Annotated in this window: 19 protein-coding genes and 1 tRNA gene; 7 read left to right on the top strand and 13 right to left on the bottom strand. The window is 65.9% G+C overall.

Going from position 1 to position 17,852, the window contains the following annotated elements:
• Positions 1-1,162 precede the first annotated feature (1,162 nt).
• Positions 1,163-1,238 (top strand) — tRNA-Arg (locus tag ACFO60_RS31420).
• Positions 1,239-1,700: 462 nt separating this feature from the next.
• On the opposite strand, the gene ACFO60_RS31415 is transcribed toward ACFO60_RS31420, so the two are convergent.
• From ACFO60_RS31415 to ACFO60_RS31370, 10 genes are all read right to left on the bottom strand, one after another.
• On the bottom strand, positions 1,701-1,919 hold the full coding sequence (locus tag ACFO60_RS31415; protein WP_380847570.1) for a hypothetical protein: 219 nt from the start codon (positions 1,917-1,919) through the stop codon (positions 1,701-1,703).
• A gap of 678 nt (positions 1,920-2,597) precedes the next feature.
• The gene (locus tag ACFO60_RS31410; protein ID WP_380847567.1) at positions 2,598-3,860 is read right to left on the bottom strand and encodes a sigma-70 family RNA polymerase sigma factor; all 1,263 of its coding nucleotides are present in this window, start codon (positions 3,858-3,860) and stop codon (positions 2,598-2,600) included.
• Positions 3,861-4,022: 162 nt separating this feature from the next.
• The gene (locus ACFO60_RS31405; RefSeq protein WP_380847564.1) at positions 4,023-5,393 is read right to left on the bottom strand and encodes a tyrosine-type recombinase/integrase; all 1,371 of its coding nucleotides are present in this window, start codon (positions 5,391-5,393) and stop codon (positions 4,023-4,025) included.
• The gene (locus ACFO60_RS31400; RefSeq protein ID WP_380847561.1) at positions 5,390-5,581 is read right to left on the bottom strand and encodes a helix-turn-helix transcriptional regulator; all 192 of its coding nucleotides are present in this window, start codon (positions 5,579-5,581) and stop codon (positions 5,390-5,392) included. The genes ACFO60_RS31405 and ACFO60_RS31400 overlap by 4 nt, the downstream gene beginning before the upstream one ends.
• The gene (locus ACFO60_RS31395; protein WP_380847558.1) at positions 5,578-6,966 is read right to left on the bottom strand and encodes a replication initiator; all 1,389 of its coding nucleotides are present in this window, start codon (positions 6,964-6,966) and stop codon (positions 5,578-5,580) included. The genes ACFO60_RS31400 and ACFO60_RS31395 overlap by 4 nt, the downstream gene beginning before the upstream one ends.
• 106 nt (positions 6,967-7,072) lie before the next feature.
• Positions 7,073-7,195, bottom strand: coding sequence for a hypothetical protein (locus tag ACFO60_RS31390; RefSeq protein WP_380847555.1), 123 nt, complete (start codon positions 7,193-7,195; stop codon positions 7,073-7,075).
• Positions 7,188-7,565, bottom strand: coding sequence for a hypothetical protein (locus tag ACFO60_RS31385; protein ID WP_380847552.1), 378 nt, complete (start codon positions 7,563-7,565; stop codon positions 7,188-7,190). The genes ACFO60_RS31390 and ACFO60_RS31385 overlap by 8 nt, the downstream gene beginning before the upstream one ends.
• A gap of 17 nt (positions 7,566-7,582) precedes the next feature.
• Positions 7,583-8,350 (bottom strand): DUF2637 domain-containing protein, encoded by a 768-nt coding sequence (locus ACFO60_RS31380; protein ID WP_380847549.1) that lies wholly within the window; start codon positions 8,348-8,350, stop codon positions 7,583-7,585.
• A 16-nt stretch (positions 8,351-8,366) separates the two neighbouring features.
• Positions 8,367-9,749: an FtsK/SpoIIIE domain-containing protein gene (locus tag ACFO60_RS31375; protein ID WP_380847546.1), complete on the bottom strand. Its 1,383-nt coding sequence runs from the start codon at positions 9,747-9,749 to the stop codon at positions 8,367-8,369.
• Positions 9,749-10,099: an SCO3933 family regulatory protein gene (locus tag ACFO60_RS31370; protein ID WP_380847543.1), complete on the bottom strand. Its 351-nt coding sequence runs from the start codon at positions 10,097-10,099 to the stop codon at positions 9,749-9,751. The genes ACFO60_RS31375 and ACFO60_RS31370 overlap by 1 nt, the downstream gene beginning before the upstream one ends.
• A gap of 76 nt (positions 10,100-10,175) precedes the next feature.
• Between ACFO60_RS31370 and ACFO60_RS31365 the strand changes: the two genes are divergently transcribed.
• From ACFO60_RS31365 to ACFO60_RS31355, 3 genes are all read left to right on the top strand, one after another.
• Positions 10,176-10,625 carry a GntR family transcriptional regulator gene (locus tag ACFO60_RS31365; protein ID WP_380847540.1) on the top strand — a complete coding sequence of 150 codons (450 nt, stop codon included), beginning with the start codon at positions 10,176-10,178 and terminating at the stop codon, positions 10,623-10,625.
• Between the two features lie 256 nt (positions 10,626-10,881).
• Positions 10,882-11,919: a P-loop nucleotide/nucleoside kinase family protein gene (locus ACFO60_RS31360; RefSeq protein WP_380847537.1), complete on the top strand. Its 1,038-nt coding sequence runs from the start codon at positions 10,882-10,884 to the stop codon at positions 11,917-11,919.
• On the top strand, positions 11,916-12,533 hold the full coding sequence (locus tag ACFO60_RS31355; RefSeq protein WP_380847534.1) for a guanylate kinase: 618 nt from the start codon (positions 11,916-11,918) through the stop codon (positions 12,531-12,533). Before ACFO60_RS31360 ends, ACFO60_RS31355 begins: the two co-directional genes overlap by 4 nt.
• Positions 12,534-12,695: 162 nt before the next feature.
• Here the strand turns inward: ACFO60_RS31355 and ACFO60_RS31350 are convergent, their stop codons facing one another.
• Both ACFO60_RS31350 and ACFO60_RS31345 read right to left on the bottom strand, forming a co-directional pair.
• Complete coding sequence (locus ACFO60_RS31350; RefSeq protein ID WP_380847531.1) at positions 12,696-13,028, bottom strand: hypothetical protein; 333 nt, start codon at positions 13,026-13,028, stop codon at positions 12,696-12,698.
• Positions 13,025-13,846 (bottom strand): SAM-dependent methyltransferase, encoded by an 822-nt coding sequence (locus ACFO60_RS31345; RefSeq protein ID WP_380847528.1) that lies wholly within the window; start codon positions 13,844-13,846, stop codon positions 13,025-13,027. The genes ACFO60_RS31350 and ACFO60_RS31345 overlap by 4 nt, the downstream gene beginning before the upstream one ends.
• Before the next feature lie 107 nt (positions 13,847-13,953).
• On the opposite strand from ACFO60_RS31345, the gene ACFO60_RS31340 reads away from it, so the two are divergent.
• Positions 13,954-14,262, top strand: a complete 309-nt coding sequence (locus ACFO60_RS31340) for a GntR family transcriptional regulator (protein WP_380847525.1) — start codon at positions 13,954-13,956, stop codon at positions 14,260-14,262.
• A gap of 577 nt (positions 14,263-14,839) precedes the next feature.
• Positions 14,840-15,634: a DUF5131 family protein gene (locus tag ACFO60_RS31335; RefSeq protein WP_380847522.1), complete on the top strand. Its 795-nt coding sequence runs from the start codon at positions 14,840-14,842 to the stop codon at positions 15,632-15,634.
• Here the strand turns inward: ACFO60_RS31335 and tcmP are convergent.
• A complete protein-coding gene (tcmP, locus tag ACFO60_RS31330) occupies positions 15,592-16,755 on the bottom strand; it encodes a three-Cys-motif partner protein TcmP (protein ID WP_380847519.1) in 1,164 nt (387 codons plus the stop codon). The genes ACFO60_RS31335 and tcmP overlap by 43 nt on opposite strands.
• A gap of 288 nt (positions 16,756-17,043) precedes the next feature.
• On the opposite strand from tcmP, the gene ACFO60_RS31325 reads away from it, so the two are divergent.
• Positions 17,044-17,712 carry an HAD family hydrolase gene (locus ACFO60_RS31325; protein WP_380847516.1) on the top strand — a complete coding sequence of 223 codons (669 nt, stop codon included), beginning with the start codon at positions 17,044-17,046 and terminating at the stop codon, positions 17,710-17,712.
• The last annotated feature ends 140 nt before the right edge of the window (positions 17,713-17,852 follow it).

Below are 17,852 nucleotides of genomic sequence, written 5' to 3'. Positions count from 1 at the left end.
ACGCCCCCGCCCAACCCCACCGAAACGCCCCCGGACCTTCCCGCTCCATCCGTCCTGCCCCGACTCCTCGCCCCGTCCGCCCTGCAGAAGACCCTCCTCCCTCCCCTGACGACCGTCCTCCCCTCTCAGAAGACCGCCCTTCCATCCCCCCATCAGACCGCTGTTCGGCCCCTTCCGCGGATCGGCTTCCCATTCCCTGTTCCGAGAGCGACCGCCCCACCCGCTCCCCTGAAGACCCTGTCCCGGCCCCAGCAGGTCGCCCTCCCGCCCGCACCTCCGAGGAAGCCCCTCCCGCATCCTTTCCAGCCCGCCGTCCCACCCGCGCATCCTCCCCAGGCCGCCGTCCTGCCCGAGCGTCCGCCACCGCCCCGGCCGCCGGTTGGCGCGTCTGCGACTCCAGCGCTCGGGGCGCCCGCCCATCCAGTGACCGCCGCGCTCGCGCATCCGGCATCCCAGGACCCTGACCACCCGCCTGCGCCCGCGCCGAAGAAGACGGACTCCCCGCCCCAGCCCCTTCCACTCCCCCCGACCCAGACCCGATCTCCGGCTCCGAAGTCGGTCCGACCGCTTCCGCATCCCCCTGCTCGGCCTGCCCCAGGTCACCCCACCCCGCACGCCCCGACAGACCGGCCATCCCACAGCCAGTCGAGTGCCCGTCCGCCAAGGGCCGTGCGGCATCCCTCCGCCGACCAACCGCCACGCACGCAAGCTCCCGGCGCCTCGCCCCAGGCATCACCAACGCCGGCACCCGGCCCCCGTACCCGAACTCAGCGTGCGGCGGCGCCGGCACAGGCGTGACGAAGTAGGCGCTCGGCACCCCTCTCCACCGTTCCGCCGCCTTGACCTTCACCGGATCCCGCACCTTGCTTCGCGCCTGCTGCTCGTAGCCGGTCAGCTCCGCTACCAGAAGCCCCATAGCAAGTACCGCAGGCGCCAGCATGGCCAGCACAAGCACCCCAGGCCGGACACCCCGGCCCCTCTGTACACACTTACGTCGTTGCCCGGTCACGCGGCGTGACAGTAGTCACAGAGAGCTACATCCCGTTGGCGACATGTCAGCCCTTTACCGCCGCGCACCGCACACATGGCAGACCCGCCCCAAAGCCGAGCCCCGCCACGGCCCACACGGTGCTCGCCTTTCGGTACGCTTACACCACATCCCGCCTCCGTAGCTCAGGGGATAGAGCACCGCTCTCCTAAAGCGGGTGCCGCAGGTTCGAATCCTGCCGGGGGCACCACCTAACCAGCCAAAACAGGCCCCCACCTGGGGATTCTCCCCCACCTCATGACGATCTTGAGCAATCACATGCAGCCGTAGGCAGTCGCATGTCAGGGCTCGTGCAATATTCGTGCAATGATCTTGCAGCCGTTCTGCCAGGTCAGCTCAAACCTGCGAAAGGCCCGAGATCGGCCCGGACCATTCCGCCAGCCTGTCACCGCCCACGAATCACACGGGGGAACTGGCCTCCTCTCCAGGCACCAAGGGATGCCACCCCGTCACCCAGCACGGGCATGGTTCCGTCAGCACAACCAGTGATAGCTCCCGCGCGGGGCCCGCGACGTCGTTGTCTACCACGCCCCCCACGCCGGCCCCGGGCAAGGCTTCTCCTGGAGGTCCCTGCGGACGACTGGGGCTGTAGACCTCAAGCCGCACGCGGGGGTGCTACGACGTGCTCACATACGGCCAAAGGAGGAGCGTCTCACTCCTCCTCCGGGCGATACCGTCCCCCGCCCCAAAGGAAGCGGGCGATGGTGAGCAACAGGACGAGAGTCCCCCCGAAGCTGGCGCCGCCGGTGATGATGGCGATGGTCGGACGCTCGCCGCCGAGCAAGGCCAGGACGAGGACGACCAGGCCGACGACCGCTGCGGCAATGCAGAAGATGGCCGTCCACACGGCGCGATTGTGCGGGTTTTCCATGCAGTACCTCCCCATTTCAGGATTCGTTGGGCGTGCTGGACACCCACCGGACCCGGATTGCCATGAGGTACTGAGCTGGATAGGCTCTAGAAGGACTGTGCATCCATTTAGCGCCTACGGCTCAGGTCATGACCTGGCCCGATGGGTCGAACAAGGTTCAGGTTCGCCACCGTGCGATCGGCGTCGAACCACCTCAGAGCTCGGAACCGTGCCACCGGTTCCGAGCTCTTAGTGTTCCATGGCCCACCGCAGACTTGCGCCTACAAGGCCCCGCATGCTGCGAAGCCCCAAAACACAACCTATGGTGAACCACATCGGTGTAACTACTACATGTTGTGGCACAACGCTATGAGTGACGCCGCTTGAATGCAAGTCCACAGCTCCTCCCGCCGAAAAGCCCTGACTGACCTGCGGTGATGCGCATTCCACCCACGGTGTCCTCGCGGTCCGGATGCGATTCTTCGGGCACAGTACCGGTTTCATCCTGAATGCCACACCCACAGCATGCTGCCGTTCCGATGGGGTCCGCCTTCGCTTCCAATTACTAAGCGACGACGCCGTGGGGTTACGCAGCCGCGAAGATCCGTGTGCTCATGCACGCACTCGTAAGCACCTTGCGTCTCCCCTCGACCTCCGGGACGTCCCCTCCAGCGACAGGCGCCGAACTTACGACCACTGTCAGGTTTCGCCGAAGTATTCCTCTGCGACCTTCCGGATCTGAGCCAGGCGCTTTGACACCGCGCTGTGGTTGGCGTACCCGAGTATGTGGGCGATCTCGGTCTTCTTGGTCACCCCACTGTTGAGCAGCACCACGATCTCACGATTACGGGCGTCCAGCAGTGCGAGGAAGTCGTTGGTGACGAGTTTGCCCACCACCTCGCTCTCCGGCCCTTGGACCGGGGTAGTGTCGGTCAGCTCGACGAACTTCACCGTGATCTTGCGTCGTTTGCCGTGCAGCTTGCGTTCGAAGTCTTCGCGTTCGTACGACCAGTGAGTAGAGAAGTCGTCCTCGATCCGATGAGAGCGGACGGCGTCCAGGATGCCGCGAAGGCGGCCGGTCTGGTCGGCGGCCTCCACAGTTTCGACGAGCGCGTCGCGGGCATCGTCCTCGCCGAACCACACCGGTCCGCCCATCCGAGGGTTGCCAGCCACAGCCCCGACAAGCACGCTGCCGTCCCCAAGGGTGACCGGACCGGGAGTCTTGCCCTTGTCGACTTCGGGGAAGTCACGCAGCCGGTCTTGGATGGTGGCGGTGGCCGCAGGTACCCAGAAGTCCAGATTGTGGGCCAGCAACCGGATCGGATCGTCGGTCGAGAACGCCTTCATCTTCGACCCCGACATCAGGTGCGGCCACACCGCCCACGCCCAAGCACGGGCAAGCCGAGCTTGGAAGTCGCAGGGCAGGAACTCGTCGATGCCCGACCAATCGGCCATGAAAGGCCACTGACCAGCACGCAGCAACGGCAGTCCAAACATCTCCAGGACGCGCTTGGGCAGGAGATGAAACAGCGGCGCGTACTCGAAGTACCGCGTCCGTGTCCGCGGAACAAACGTGATGTTGACATCGCCAAGGTCTGCGATCTTCGCCATCGGCTCCGGAAGGTCGTCCGAACCGAAGAAGCGGCGCCGGAACTGTGCCGCCTCCCACAACATGTTCCACCGGCTAACAGCGCCGGCGAACTCCAGACCAATGGGATAGGACATCGACAGCGTCACGTACTCCGGCGGAGCCGGTTCGAGGGGGCGGACCACACCGCCGAACAGAAACCCGGCCGAGAGGTTCCGCAGGTGTGGGAACTCCTCAGCAGTAGCCTCGACCTCGGGGAGAAATACGTCATCGCGGCGCCACGCCAGCACCTCGGCGGCGGTTGGCTCGCGCTCGTCGCTCACGTCGTCCCCCCCGATCAGCTGGTCCGTGCGTTGATCGGTCTGCTCGGTCATCTGAGTCATGCCTACATCACGACAGTCGCTGCCTATTTCGTTCCGAGCACCGCGACCGTACCCATCTTCCGTCCGGGGCGGCGAGCACGCTAGTTCAAAGTACTTTCGCCGTGGAGCAAACGGGTCAGATGCTCCGGCCAGTGCGCACAACCGGCCGCTGGATCACTCGCCCAGAGCGCGCATGATCTTCGTGTTGGCTAGCTCCCTCTGGCCGTCGATAACCTTCGCGTACACGCGCTGAAGTACCTCGACGCTGTGGCCCGCTCGCGCGGCTACCTCGGTAGGGGCGACTCCAGAGGCGAGCCAGAGAGAGACGGCCGCGTGCCGTAGGTCGTACGGGGTGGCCGCCAAGGAAGAGGCCGCTTGCTCAGGGGTGAACGCCTGCTTGCGTGCCGACTTCCAGACGCGGGAGATCGCGGAGTTGGTGTAGAGGCCGCCCTTGCTCGTGGCGAACAGCCTGCCGTCGTCGGCCACGCCGAACTCTTCGATGTGCTCGCGAAGGATCTTCACCAGGGCCGGAGGAATCGGCACCGGCCGGGTGTCCTTGTCCGCCCGGTGCTTCAGGCCGCGATCGTCGTGCGCGGTGCCCGAGTCGGTGTAGCGCTTGTTGGCGAAGGGGCGTGCCGTCTCCAGGGTGAGCAGGCCCCACCCCTCCCGCGGCAGGTCGCAGTTCTCTCGCTTGAGGCCCGCCGCTTCCTCTGGGCGAAGCGCGGCGTAGTACATGCACGCGTACATGGCCCGCATCCGAGCGCCTCGCGTCCGGCCGACGTGAGGCGTGGCGTCGAGCAGTGCCCGCGCCTGATGAGGGTTGACCACCGTCCGGGGGTCGACCGCGTCCACCGCTTCCGGAGGCGTCCACTTGACCCCGTTGAGCGGGTTGACGCCGAACACCTTCTCTTCCACGGCCAGTTCGAGGAGATGGTGAAAGACCTCTCGCTTACGTAGGACCGTGTTCGCCGCCGCCCTCTCCCCCTTGAAGGTCACGGAGATCGCATCGAGGCCGAGCCGGATCACGCGCGCCTGTTCAAGGTCGGCCAGTGGCAGCGACGCCGTTTCGAGCCAGCGTAGAACCGGGGCTTGCTCGGCCGGCAGCTCTCCGCGCCGCTCGCCCGGAAGCAGGTAGTACTCCCGGAGGACTCGGCGCATGTCGCCATCGTCGGGCCTGCCGGGCAGGTCCTTCACCAGGGCCGGGACCAGGGCCAACAGGGCATAGACATCGGTCTCTCTCGTTCGGGCCGCTGAGGTCTTCCATCGCTGGGCTATGAACCGCTGTGCGAAGGCCAGGAAGGTAGGGCCGTTCCGGTCCGGCTCAGATGCCAGCTTCGACTCGGGTAGCCCGGTGTCGATGTCGAACGCCTCGCCATTCCTGGCAGCCATCCGAAGGTCACGCATGTGACTGTTGGCGAGTTCCTTGGTCCGGAAGGTCTTCGACGTACGGCGGCCAGCGACAGACCAGCGCGCGACGTAGGACGGCGTCTTACTTGACTGGTTCCGGTAGATCTCGAAGAACTTCACGTCATAGCTGGCGTTCACGCGGCCTCCCGCCGGGACTCAAGCCACACTGTGAAGTCGCTGCGCCAGACCAAAAGATCACCATTCGGCAGCTTGAGGCAGATGGGCGCGCGGCCCAGCTCACGCCAGCGGTAGAACGTCCGGCGAGAGATGCCGCCCAGCTCTTCGAGGACCTGGGACAACGGCATGAGTTCGTCGCGGCGGTTCATGGGCCAACCTCCGCAAGTGCCGACGTAGCAGGCTCAGGCCGCCCAGTCAGGTACGAAGCGAGGACCTGATCCCCCGCGGATAGGCCCTTACCGGCGTACTCCCAGTGCCCGATCACGAGGACCGTGTCCTCGTCGAACAGGGGCAGGCGCCCGGTGCTGATGTCCTCGTCGCGCATGTGGTCGGCGCGGGCGGCGCGTAGGGCGCCGAGGGTGGTGGAGTAGCGACGGGATTTGGTGGAGAAGTGGCCGCGGAAGCCGAGCATGTGCGCCCATTGGGCAAGGCGTAGTTCGTTGAGCCGGTCGAGTTCGGCCAGGCGGAAGCATTCGGCGATCAGCCGCCGGGGGTGGTCACGCAGGCCCAGGCCGGTCACCTCGTTGGGTGAGTTGATGCGCCGGTCGACGGTGCCGACGCATTCGGCGGCTTTGGTGGCGTACTTGGCGATGTAGCCGGCGACCGCCTGCTCTGTCAGTTCTCCGTCCATGGTGATGGGCCGGATGTCGAGCTGTGCGCCCCAGCGCATGACGCGGGCAGGCTCATCGGTCAGGGCCGGAACGGGGGCGCTGACAGCGCCGGCCGCGTGGTGGACGGCTTGCGCCAGGGCGTCACGGTCGGCCCAGGTCGGAGGCGGGGTGTGCGGTCCGTCGGGTCCGTCGATGCGGATGACGGCGTGGAAGTGGACGACGCCGCGGCGTTGGTACTCGGCGACTTTGGCGAAGGAGATGACCAGGTGTTCGCCCAGGTCCTTGACCGTCAGGCCGTGGAGCTTGGCCAGGTGCCGGCGCAGGGCGAGGGTGAAGCGGCGCCATAGTTCGGGGGCCAGGGCGTTGAACAGGACGCTTGCGGCGTAGTCGTAGCAGTCGGGGCAGAGTGGTTCGCCGAGGCGGCTTTCCTGGTTGCCGTGCCGGGCGGTGCAGGAGATGACGCGCCCGTGCGGGCACTTCTCAGCGTCACGCCGGGGGTGGCAGGGCAGGACCTTGCCGCTCTGCTCGCGCCGGGTGTGAACGGCGCCGAAGGAGGGAGCGGTGAGGGTGACGAACAGTGCCGGGTGAGTGCTGACTGCGCTGGGGACGCCTTTGCCGCCGGCCAGGCCGGCGCGGATGAGTTGGTAGGTGTCGGCGCGGTAGATCTCGGCGCAGGCCGGGCAGCGTGAGGCGCGCCGGGTCTTGCACTGCACGCGCAGGACGCCGCCGGGTTCGCGGTTGGTGTTGTAGGTGTGCAGGACGTGGCCGGTCGCGGCGTCGATGTGCCGCACGCGCCCGCGTAGGTGGATCGGCTGCCGGCATCCGCCGGTCGCGCGGATCTGCGCGGCCCACCGGCCATATTGCGGGTCGTGGAGCCGGGCGATCATCCCGGCTACCGCGTTGATGTTGCCGAGGTTGGGCATGATGGGGCGTGTCCCTTCCGGATCTTTGCGGGTTCGGTTGGGGATGGCCCCCGACGTGGCGCGGGAACTTGGCGGTTTGTGCGGCCACGCCGGGGGCGCCGAGGCTCTAGGCCCCGTGGTTGTCTGCTCCGGTTCCGTCGCAGTCACGGCAGGTGTCGGCCATGCTGTCGACGCCGGTCCCGCCGCAGGTGGCGCAGCGGTAGCGGATGACGATGAGATCGTCATCCATGCCGGTCACCTCGGGTGTCCGGCGCGGGGTCGGCGGGGTCGGGGTCGAGGGCGATGGAGTCCTCGTAGCTCCTTCGGGCGGCCCAGCGGGCGCGGGAGGAGGCGAGCAGACCCACCGCCTTGTACTCGGCGACGCCGAAGGTGATCCGGGTCGAGTAGTGGTCCAGAACGTGCTCGTAGGGGTCGATGTCGGAGCCGAGCAGCCGGGCGACCTGGTCGACCTGGGCGCGGATGTCCTCGTCGGTGCCGTGGGGGAAGCAGTAGGCGGTCACCATGCCCTCAGGGGTGGGGATGTCGGGGTTGGTGTCGAGGAAATCGGCCAGGTCGCGCAGGCCGTTGATGTAGGCCAGGCGATCGGGGGTGTGCGCCATGATCGGTGTCCTTCTGTTCAGGCGGGGTCGGGGGCGTTGCGCAGTTGCCGCAGCAGGTCGGTGGCGAGCTGGTTGGAGATGCCGAGCCGGGCGCGCAGGGTGTCGCGGGTGATGGGCTTGCCGTGCTTTGCGTGGTGTTCGGTGGCCACGCGCCGGGCGTAATCGAGCAGCCCACCGGAGGCCGGCGCGGGTTCGTCCTTGCCGGGGACGGACGACGCGGCATCGGGGACGAGCGCCGCGGACGGGTCCGGTTGGAGGACGGGACGCGGGGAGGAGACAGGGACGGGGGCCGAGGCGGGGACGGCCAGTGAGGACGAGGCGGGGACGGGGACGGACGCCGGTACCGGCTCCGGTACGGCCTCCGGGGACGAGGACGAGCGGTGCAGTACGGCGCGGCGTTCGAGCATGGAGACCGCGACGAGGAACGCCGCGGCCGGGGTGGCTGCGGTGACCCAGCCCCAGACCGAGGGGTGCGCTTGGGCCAGGTTGGCGGCCAGGGACAGCACGACGCCGCCGGCCAGGACGAGGGTGGGCCAGGAGATCAGGCCGGTGCGGGTACGGCCGGTCTTCTTGTCGCGCTGGCGTTCGCGTGCGGCCATGACGCAGGTCAGGTCGACGCAGACGGCGACGGCCCAGGCCATCCAGCCGGTTTGGCCGTGCTGGGTGGCGGTGTCGCGGATGTGGGTGAAGGAGCCCGCGCCGGCGATCAGGGCGACCACGGCGACCGGGCCGGAGTCCAGCAGCCACCCGCCCAGCCGGGCCAGTCGTCCGCGCGGTGCGTTCATCGTGTGGACCTTCCTTTCAGGCCGCGATCTCGGGTTGAGTGGCGTTGTCGAGCTCGTGTCCCAGGCCGCTAGCCTTGACCTGGTCCCAGGACGGCGCGCGGTCGGCGAAGGCGTGCGCCGCTTGTTCGGCCGCAGTGGTGGAGACGTAGCCGGAGCGGGCGCGGCACCAGCGGCCATCGGCGCCGGTCACTACCGCCACCCCCGGCATGCCGGGGGGGATCGAGCGCGCCGCGACCAAGGAGTCTGGGTCGAGGTCGCCGAGGGTCATCACGGCGGTTTCGGGGTCGTTGACGCGGTGGCAGATGCGTCCGCCGATCTGTGCGCGCAGCGCGGTCACGCCGGGGCCGAGGTCGGAGCCGATCCGCTGTCCGGACAGCAGCAGGTGGATACCGAAGGCCCGTCCGAGCTGGGCGATGCGCAGCAGCGCGGTAGCGGTCTTGGTGACCTCGTCCTTTTCGGCCTTGTCGGCGGTCAGGTACAGCTCGGCGAGCTCGTCGACCAGGACCACGATGGGGATCGGGCGCAGCGCGTCGGGGAGCTGCCAGATGTCGCGGACGCCGTGCCGGCGGCAGGCCAGCATCCGGGCGCCCATGATGCCGATGAGTTCGGCCAGCAGCTTGACCGCATCGGCGCGTGTGGTCACCAGGGCTGATAGCCGCGGCCCGTACGGGGACAGCTCGACGCCGCCTTTGAGGTCGAATCCGACGATCGCGACCGGTTGCCGGGCGAGTGCCACGATCAGGGCGTTGATCAGGTTGGACTTGCCCGATTGGGTGGCGCCCACGTTCATCCAGTGCGGGATGAGCCGGAAGTCCAGCATCCAGGGGGCACCGCTTTCTAGGACGCCCACTACCGGGCGCAGCAGGTCGGCCGCTGTCCACCCGCCGTCCGGGTCACCGGTCGGCATGGCGGGCATGACGTGGGCTAAAGGGTCGCGTGTGGTGGCCTGCAAGGTGACGCGGCCGGGGCGGGAGTCGACCACGCGCACCGCTTCGACCCGCCAGGCGTGCGCGAGCCGCTCGCAGACCTTGACGTAGTCGTCGGGGATCTGGCCGTCGAGGAGATGGAAGGTGACGCGCCAGCCGTGCCGGACCGGCCGGGGCAGCTTCATCCACGGTTTGGTGTCGACCGCGACGCGCTGAAAGCGTCGCTTGACGCGGACGACGCCGGTCGAGGCGACCAGGCCGGGGATGGTGGTGAACCACCAGCGGTGACGCTTCTTGGTCAGGCCGCACCCGGTGGCGATGTGCCGCCAGGTCCAGCGCAGCCGTACTGCCTTGAGGGGGAAGCCGATCAGGTACCAGAAGGAGACCGGGGCCAGGCGCCGCCACAGGCGCAGGGCGACCAGGACGCCGAGCGTGATCAGCAGCGGGCGCGGGATGACGTCGAGGAGGGTCATCACGCCACCTGCTGGGGCATGCCGGGGGCGGTGCGGACGAAGTCGGTGGCCTTGTAGGCGATCCCCCACCGGGACGCGCCCTGGATCGTCTGCTCCCAGACGTAGCCGATCAGGTTGACCGGGGTGACCTCGTCGCCGGCGGTGATGTCCGGCTCGACCGAGGTGCCGATCTTGAGGAGTTCGAGACGGCCGAAGTCGTCTTCGACCGAGACGGTGACCTCGTAAACGATGTTGCCGTGCTTGTCGCGCTTGATCTCCCCGGTGTCCTTGTTGACCAGCCGGGGCCGGGCGGCCTTGACGCAGGTGAACTGAAGCTTGTTGGTGTCGACGGGGATCGGGATGGTGCGCATGGTGAGGAGGTTCCTTCCGAGTCGGGATGCTTAGACCTCATGGAACACTTGGGATTCTAAGTTGTCAAGGAGTTCTATGGGCGCTTGGTTGGCGAGAAAGGCGCGACGTGGTGAACTTGAGGCAGAGCGAAGGAGACAGATGGTCCAGAACACCGGCCGGCCGGGCTACTTGCAGATCGCCGACGAGCTACGCGGCCAGATCACGTCCGGGGCTCTGCCCGCCGGCCAGGCGTTGCCGTCGATCAACCAGCTCTGCCAGCGCTACGAGGTGTCGGCGAGCGTGGTGAAGGCCGCCATCAGTGTGCTGCGGACCGAGGGGTTCGTGATCGGCCAGCAAGGCAAGGGCGTCTTCGTCCGCGACCGGCCGCCGGCCGACGAGCCATCGCCGTCGAAGGACGGTCACGGGGAGATCCTGGATCAACTGGCCCAGATCAGGGCGGCTCTCGGCGATCTCGGTCAGCGTCTCGCCGATCTGGAGACGGCCGTGTTCCAAGAGCCGAAACGATCTGGCCGACGCGACACGTGAGCTCTTCCAACTCCGCATGGATCGCGGCGAGCTCCTCGGCGACTCTCTGCTCTGCGCTGCTGTTCACGGTGGCCTCCCTGCCCGGGGTTTGCGTCCCTGTGGGATGACCTAAGTTCACCGTGGCCAGCGGCTTTTCTGTATCACGCGGCTCTAGCTAAGCTTCTTCACGCCGTCTCATCAGCGGTTTACACGAGCGTTTTCACATGCACCACCGAAGCAGTCCGCTACCCCCGAGCGTGAACGTTAAGGAATGCACTTGAAGACGACCCGGCGCCAAGGCTGGACACCCGCCAAGCTGCGGGAACACCGCGAAGCGCACGGTCTGACCCTCGAAGGGGCCGGCGACAAGCTACGCGAGACGGCCGAACGCCACGGCCTGGCCGTCCCCGCGGCCAACTTCCAAACGCTGTGGGGACACGAGCACGGGTCCATTTACCCCGGTCCGCACTACCGCCGCGCGTACTGCCTGCTGTACCAGGCCACTGAGCCTGAACTTGGCTTTCGTCTACCGTTGCCCGGTGAATCACAGAAAGCGGACATCGTGATCTCCGAATTGCCCGCACCCGCGGACCCCACCGTCGACAACGCCGCGGCCCTGGTCATCGAGGAAGCGTTCACCAAGGTCTCGGTCGACGGCATCACCGACGACGGCTCACCGCAGGCAGCGCTGCGCGCTCGCGTGGTCGACGCGTGGCGCCGGCGGCACGGAGCAGGAGACCCCAAGCCGATCCTCGTCCTCGTCGGTGGGTACGCCGGGTCAGGCAAGACCGAGTTCTCCCGGTTCCTGTCCGACATCACCGGGTGGGCGTTCCTGGACAAGGACTCTTTGACCCGGTCCATGGTCGAGCGGCTGCTGATCTCCCTTGGCAGCGACGCCAACGACCGGCACACCGAGCTGTACATGAAAGAGGTCCGCCCGCTGGAATACCGGTGCCTGATGGAGACCGCGTGGGACAACCTCAACGTTGGCACCTCGGCGATCCTGTCGGCGCCGTTCATCACCGAGCTACGCGACCAGGCATGGTTCACCCGGTTGGAGAACCGGTGCGCCGCCAAGGGCATCGACGTCGCGGCGATCTGGGTGCGCTGTGATCCCGAGTCCATGCGCGAGTACATCGAATTCCGCGGCGCCGCGCGCGATGCGTGGAAGCTGGCCAACTGGGAGCAGTACGTGACCAGCCTGGACACCGACAACCCGCCGGCCACCGCACACCTAACGGTGGACAACCGGTTAGGCGCGGCGATCAGCCTTGCCGACCAGACCCGCGACGCCCTCAAGCGCATCCTCACGTGACCACGCCGCCCACCGGGGTCGTGCTCTACGGCCCGCCCACCAGCGGCAAGAGCACCACCACCAGCGCGCTTCACCGGCTCGACTCACGGTTTCGGCTGCTGCGCAAGCTCAAGGTCGGCACCGGCCGCGCCGAGGAGTACCACCTCGTCACCGCCGCCCGCCTGGACGAGCTGCGCCAGGCCGGGCGCACGGTCGCCGAGACCCACCGGTACGGCAACACCTACGCCATCGACCGCGCCGAGGTCAACGCCATGACCGCCGCCGGACTCATCCCGGTCGCCCACATCGGCAACATCCCCGACCTGCGCCACCTCGTCGGCCGGGACCCCTGGTTGCGGGTACTGCTGTGGGTACCGCGCGAGGTCTGCCAGCAGCGGTCCCGACAGCGCGGGGACGTCGACACCGCCCAGCGGCTGACCGCGTGGGACGAGACACTGACCGACCTCCAAGCCCACACCGACGACGGCTTCTTTCACCTGCGCCTCCACACCGACCGCATCAACCCCGACCAGGCCGCCGCCGAGATCGCCGAGGCGTACGGCGCCCTCACTCGCCGTCCCCTTCGGTCGGCGCGACCCCACCGGGAAGACGCTGGAGTACCGCCGGCGGGATGACATCCAGCCGCCACCACGTCCAGCAGTCCTGGCAGGTGGCCCCACTCGGCACGACGCCGCCGTAGGGCCACACGAAGGTCCAGCACACCCGCAGGTGGGCACAGTCAGCCGGCCGCAGGCCGCTGTGCCCACCCGCGAGGGTTCGTTCGCCGAGCGCGACGATCACAGCGGGGCACCTGTGACCCAGGAAGGCGCGTCCGGCGAACGTGTCCGGCGTAGCTCGTGATACCGCTCAGCCACCCGGCGCGCCGCCGTCACCGGATCATCGGCCGGGCTGTAGCGGTAGGTGAAACGTCCCGTCACCGGCGAGACGCCACCGGCCCACCACAGGTAGCAGGGACCGGCCCAGACCACCAACTGATGCCAGACCGACACCAGGGCAATGGCCGTGCCCTCGTTGACATCGGCCGCGATCCCGTGCCGCTGCAGAGCATCGCGCAGCCGGTAGGCCGCTCTGATGGCGGGATGCCGCGCGGGTGCCAGCCCGGGGATCACCGCTTGTGCCCTATCCCGCCGAGGATCCGTACCCGCAGGTCGTCGGTGAACACCGGCCCGTCCGGCCGCCACAACGGCACGTACACCACGCCTGGTTGGACCAGTTGCAGGCCGTCGAAGAACCCGGCGACCTCTACCAGGGTCCGCAGCACCGCCGGAGCGCTCGCCCGGTCATAGGCGGCCGTCGCCGCCTTCAAATCCCGATGCAGTTCGGCATGAGAGATCACCAGGTAGGAACCCGGCGCCATCGCCCGCACGAACGTCTCAACGATCGCATAGGGGTCTTCTGAGTCCCGGATGAAGTGCAGGATGGCGCACAGCAGCACCGCCACCGGCTCACCGAAGTTGAGTACGCCCCGCACGTGGGGATCTCCGAGGATGTGCCAGGGCTCGCGCAGGTCGCCGGCCATCACATGGGTGTTGGGGTTGTCCGCCAGCAGCGCGCGGGCATGCGCCAGCACCAGCGGGTCATTGTCGACGTACACCACCCGCGCCCGCGGGCACGCCTGCTGTGCCACCTGGTGGACGTTGCCCTGTGTCGGCAGCCCGGTCCCGATGTCGAGGAACTGTGTGATCCCGCACTCACCGGCTAGGAATCGCACCGCCCGACCGAGGAAATCCCGGTTCGACCGCGCCATCAACCGCACATGCGGGGTCTTCCGGATCACCTCCTCGGCACACTCCCGATCAACCGGGAGATTGTCCTTGCCGCCTAGGTAGTAGTCGTACATCCGCGCCACGCTGGGCGTATCCAGATCCAGGTGACCCGGAACAACAGCCTGCGACCCCTGCCCGGGGTCCCGCTCCGGTGCTTCCATGCGGGCATCATAAGCAAGCCTGACTACTCCTGCCTACCCCTGACGACCGGTACGCCACGTAACGTCCCGTGACCTGGGGCTACCGTTCGCTTCCTATCGTCAGTCCTGTGATCGACTTCCGCCCCGATCAGCCCAAGTCAGAGCAGGTACTCGCCGAAATGCGCCGCCGCATCAAAGCCGGCGTCTACAAGCCGGGCTACCCCATCCCCGGCGAACCTCGCATGGCCGAAGAGTTCGGCATCGCACGCCGCACAGCCCGCAAGGTGATCAACGCACTCTTGGACGAAGGTCTGATCTATACGGTCAAGAACATCGGCACCTTCGCCACCGACCCGGCAACCGGCAGGCCGCCCGAGCAGATCACCAGGCAAGACGACCCCGACGAGGACGACGAGCCGTCACCACAGGCCCAGTGAACCACCGGCCAGCCCACGCAGCCAAAGAGCACCAGGAGCAGGCCGCCAACGACACTCGATGAGGACTTTCTTCACGATCTTAAAGGCGGCCCGCTGCGCGGCCCGCCGGGCGCGCCGGCCGGTCTGCGTGCCCGGCTGCGGCTCTTCGGCCGGTCCGGGCACGCACCGCCCCGCGCGCCCGAGGGGCCCGCAGAAGTCACCACTTAAGACCGCGACGATCGCTCACTACGGTCCTCGCCACCCTGGTTTGGGCGATCGGCTGCCGCGCGGCTTCCGGTGCTCAGGCCTAGCGGCCCTGCGCTCCGGGTCCACTTGCCATCGAATGACCGACTCCTGGTCAATGCACTACGTATAACCGAGTGCGACACCCGGACCCGTGCCGTCACCTTCGACGGCCTTCGACGGTGGCGTTGAGGCGTTGATGCGCTCCTAAGTTGAAGGGCATGCTTGATATGCCGCAGTTGCGCAGATTGTAACCGCACTGCAACGTCTATTTTTCGAAAGTGTCTGTGGTGGGGCAGCGAGTGAAGAACAGTAGTGTCCACAGGTAGAAGCGTTCGAACAGGCGGAGGTCCGAGTGGCTGATCACAGTGCCATCGAGTGGACGGAGGCCACGTGGAATCCTACGACCGGTTGCGATCGCGTCTCGGCAGGATGTGATCACTGTTACGCCCTTACCCTGGCTAAGCGTCTAAAGGCAATGGGAAATCCCAAATACCAGACAGATGGCGACGGCCGTACGTCTGGCCCTGGGTTCGGCCTAGCGGTACACCACGACACGCTCACCGTTCCTTACCGATGGCGAGCACCACGAACGGTCTTTGTCAACTCAATGTCTGACCTGTTCCATGCTCGCGTCCCGCGCGACTTCGTGCACCAAGTGTTCCAGGTCATGACTGATACCCCCCGCCACACTTATCAAGTCCTAACTAAGCGATCCCGACGGCTGCGGCTCCTTGCGTCTGAGCTCACCTGGCCAAAGAACGTCTGGATGGGCGTATCGGTGGAATCTGCCGACGTGAGCTACCGTGTCGATGATTTACGTGCTGTTCCTGCGGCTGTCCGCTTCCTGTCTTGTGAGCCTCTTCTCGGTCCTCTCGATAACTTAGATTTAACGGGAATCGCCTGGGTAATTGCTGGAGGTGAAAGCGGCCCAAGGCATAGGCCGCTCGACGCAACTTGGGTACGGGAACTACGTGACCGATGTAAGGAAGCAGGCGTGGCGTTCTTCTTCAAGCAATGGGGCGGATACACGCCAAAGGCTGGCGGGCGGGAACTCGACGGACGAACTTGGGACGAGTTTCCGAGCTCGGGCACGCACTCTCTAGCTTATGTTGATACGTCTGCGGAGATATCCAAGGCGGGCGCGTAAAACCGAATAATCGATCCTGGGGGCCATGGCGATCGCGAGTAGTCTAGTGGACGCTCACGCACCGCGAGCCCTTCAGTGGCCATCTCGTCAAGCGTTGCTCGAAGATGGGTTTCCTTGAAACCGAGACTGATGGTCTTCTCCAGTAACTGCTCAAACTGTTGTGCCTTGCCTGCTAGCGTTTCGAGCCAAACTCGCAGTCCAGAGACATCCGCAGTTGCGAACAGCCCTTCCTGTTCAATGGGTATTTTCTCGCTCGCGCTCTTCCCGAGCATGGGATCCATTTGCCATCGGGCGGCGTTGAAACACTCTAGCCCTTTGATGCTATGCGTGGCAAATACAAGCGAATAGCGGGCACTCGCGTTTTTGCTGGAGATGGAGAAGGCCTTGGCCTTGACTCCGGGTAGAGATTCGAGGCCGGTCAGGTAAGCCCTCTGCAATGCCTCCTTTCGCCGTAGCTCGCCATTTACTTGGAGCGCATGCCGCCACTCGGCGTGACCGAAGTGACGGTCTAACGCCCTATGCTTTGATGTATCAGTGCAAAACCGAAAGATCTCGTCGGCGAACCAAGTGATCAGCACTTCGTCGCGCGGTCGCGCGAGGCAGAGCTTAACGAGATCGAATGGGACACTTGAGATGTCGAATGGATCCAGGATCCAGAGCGTTGGCCGTGCTGGATCACCATGATGGGCGAAGGCGTCCAACTCCGCGAAGCTATCGACGGCTTCGCCGGGCGGAAATACCACTGGCTTGAATTTAGCTGGGCGCGGGATCTTGTCGATTTGTTCGACTAAGTGGTCACGCCTATCCTGTCTTTTTTCGAGGCATAGAAGAGCGAGTTCCTTGAAACGAGGATGAGCAGAATGTTCGAGATATGCTTTCGCAATGACGATTGAAGATCCGGCAACACCGTCTTTATATTCACCTGGACCTGCGAAAGCATCTACGATTGCAGCACGGTCGAACGTCTGGCAAATTTTTCCCATCCAGCAATATAAATACTGCCGATAAAGGTGGTGCTTGAGAAGTGTTCGCGGTTCGCTCCTCCAGAGCAAAGGTTGCGGCTGTCCCAACCTCACCACCTCCTGCATATCTTCCTCGCACAGCGAGAGCATCTTGTCCATACGTTGACGGCTGGATACCTCGAAGGGTTGTCGCAAGCGTGTCACGAATGATGCACACATGGGCGCATCTCGGATCACTAGTTCAGGTCCCGGCCGACGATTAGCTCAAGTGTTTGAATCGGAAGCGGTGGAAGTCTAAGAGGTGGGTATATGTCCGACTTGCTACCAATAGTAATTGTGCATGCCAGTAGAAGTTTTTTGGGCGTCCTTAATTTGTTGGGGCGCGGCACGACGGTAGATCGGTAAGGCCCCCAGCAGTTGGATGGAGCACAGTCGTACGATGGCGCCGTGCAACAGCTAGCGCTCTTCGACCTGGACAACACTCTTGTGAGCCTTGACGAGGCGTTTCGGATATGGGCTGAAGAGTTCACCGACGAGCATGGCCTGGGTACCGAAGCGGTTGGTTGGCTGATCGCTCTTGACCGTGAGGGTGTCCCCCACCGAGAGGCGTTCTTCACCAAGGTCCGTACGCGCTTCATGCTGCCGGATTCAGTTGAGGACCTATGGAGCCGGTACCGGAGGCGCATGCCCTACCTCGTGAGCTGTCGGCGCGATGTCCTGGATGGCCTAGGTCAGCTACGAGCATGGGGGTGGCAGGTCGCGATCGTGACCAACGGGACCGCGGACAACCAGCTCGGGAAGATCCAGCAGACTGGGTTGGCCGGGGCCGTGGATGCCTACGCGCTGTCGGGAGTCGAAGGCATCCGTAAGCCCGACGTTGCCCTGTTCGAGACAGCGGCCAAGCGGTGCGGTATGACTCTCGCCGGAGGCGGTTGGATGATCGGTGACAATCTCTCCGCCGACATCGCCGGCGGACGGGCCGCGGGGCTGCGGACGATCTGGATCGACCGGAGCGCTCGGCATGGTGTCGACCATCAGGCCGACCACGTGGTCACCGATGTACTCGAAGCCATCGAGATCTTGCAGAAGATAAAGAAGGGCGGTGGCCCATCGTGACAGCAGTGGTGACAGCAACGCTCGCCACCAGGGGCGTCCGGCGGCAGCCGTACACCGCCCTCTGACCTCGGTCTTCGGCAGGGGAGCAGGGTGGTTGTTCCGCCTGAAAAAGCGGACGGTCAATGGTTCGCTACACTAGT

This window comes from Sphaerisporangium dianthi, from assembly GCF_042654065.1.
Classification (GTDB): domain Bacteria; phylum Actinomycetota; class Actinomycetes; order Streptosporangiales; family Streptosporangiaceae; genus Sphaerisporangium; species Sphaerisporangium dianthi.
The sequence above is the reverse complement of the archived record's forward strand: the minus strand, read 5'-3'. Positions and strand labels throughout refer to the sequence as shown.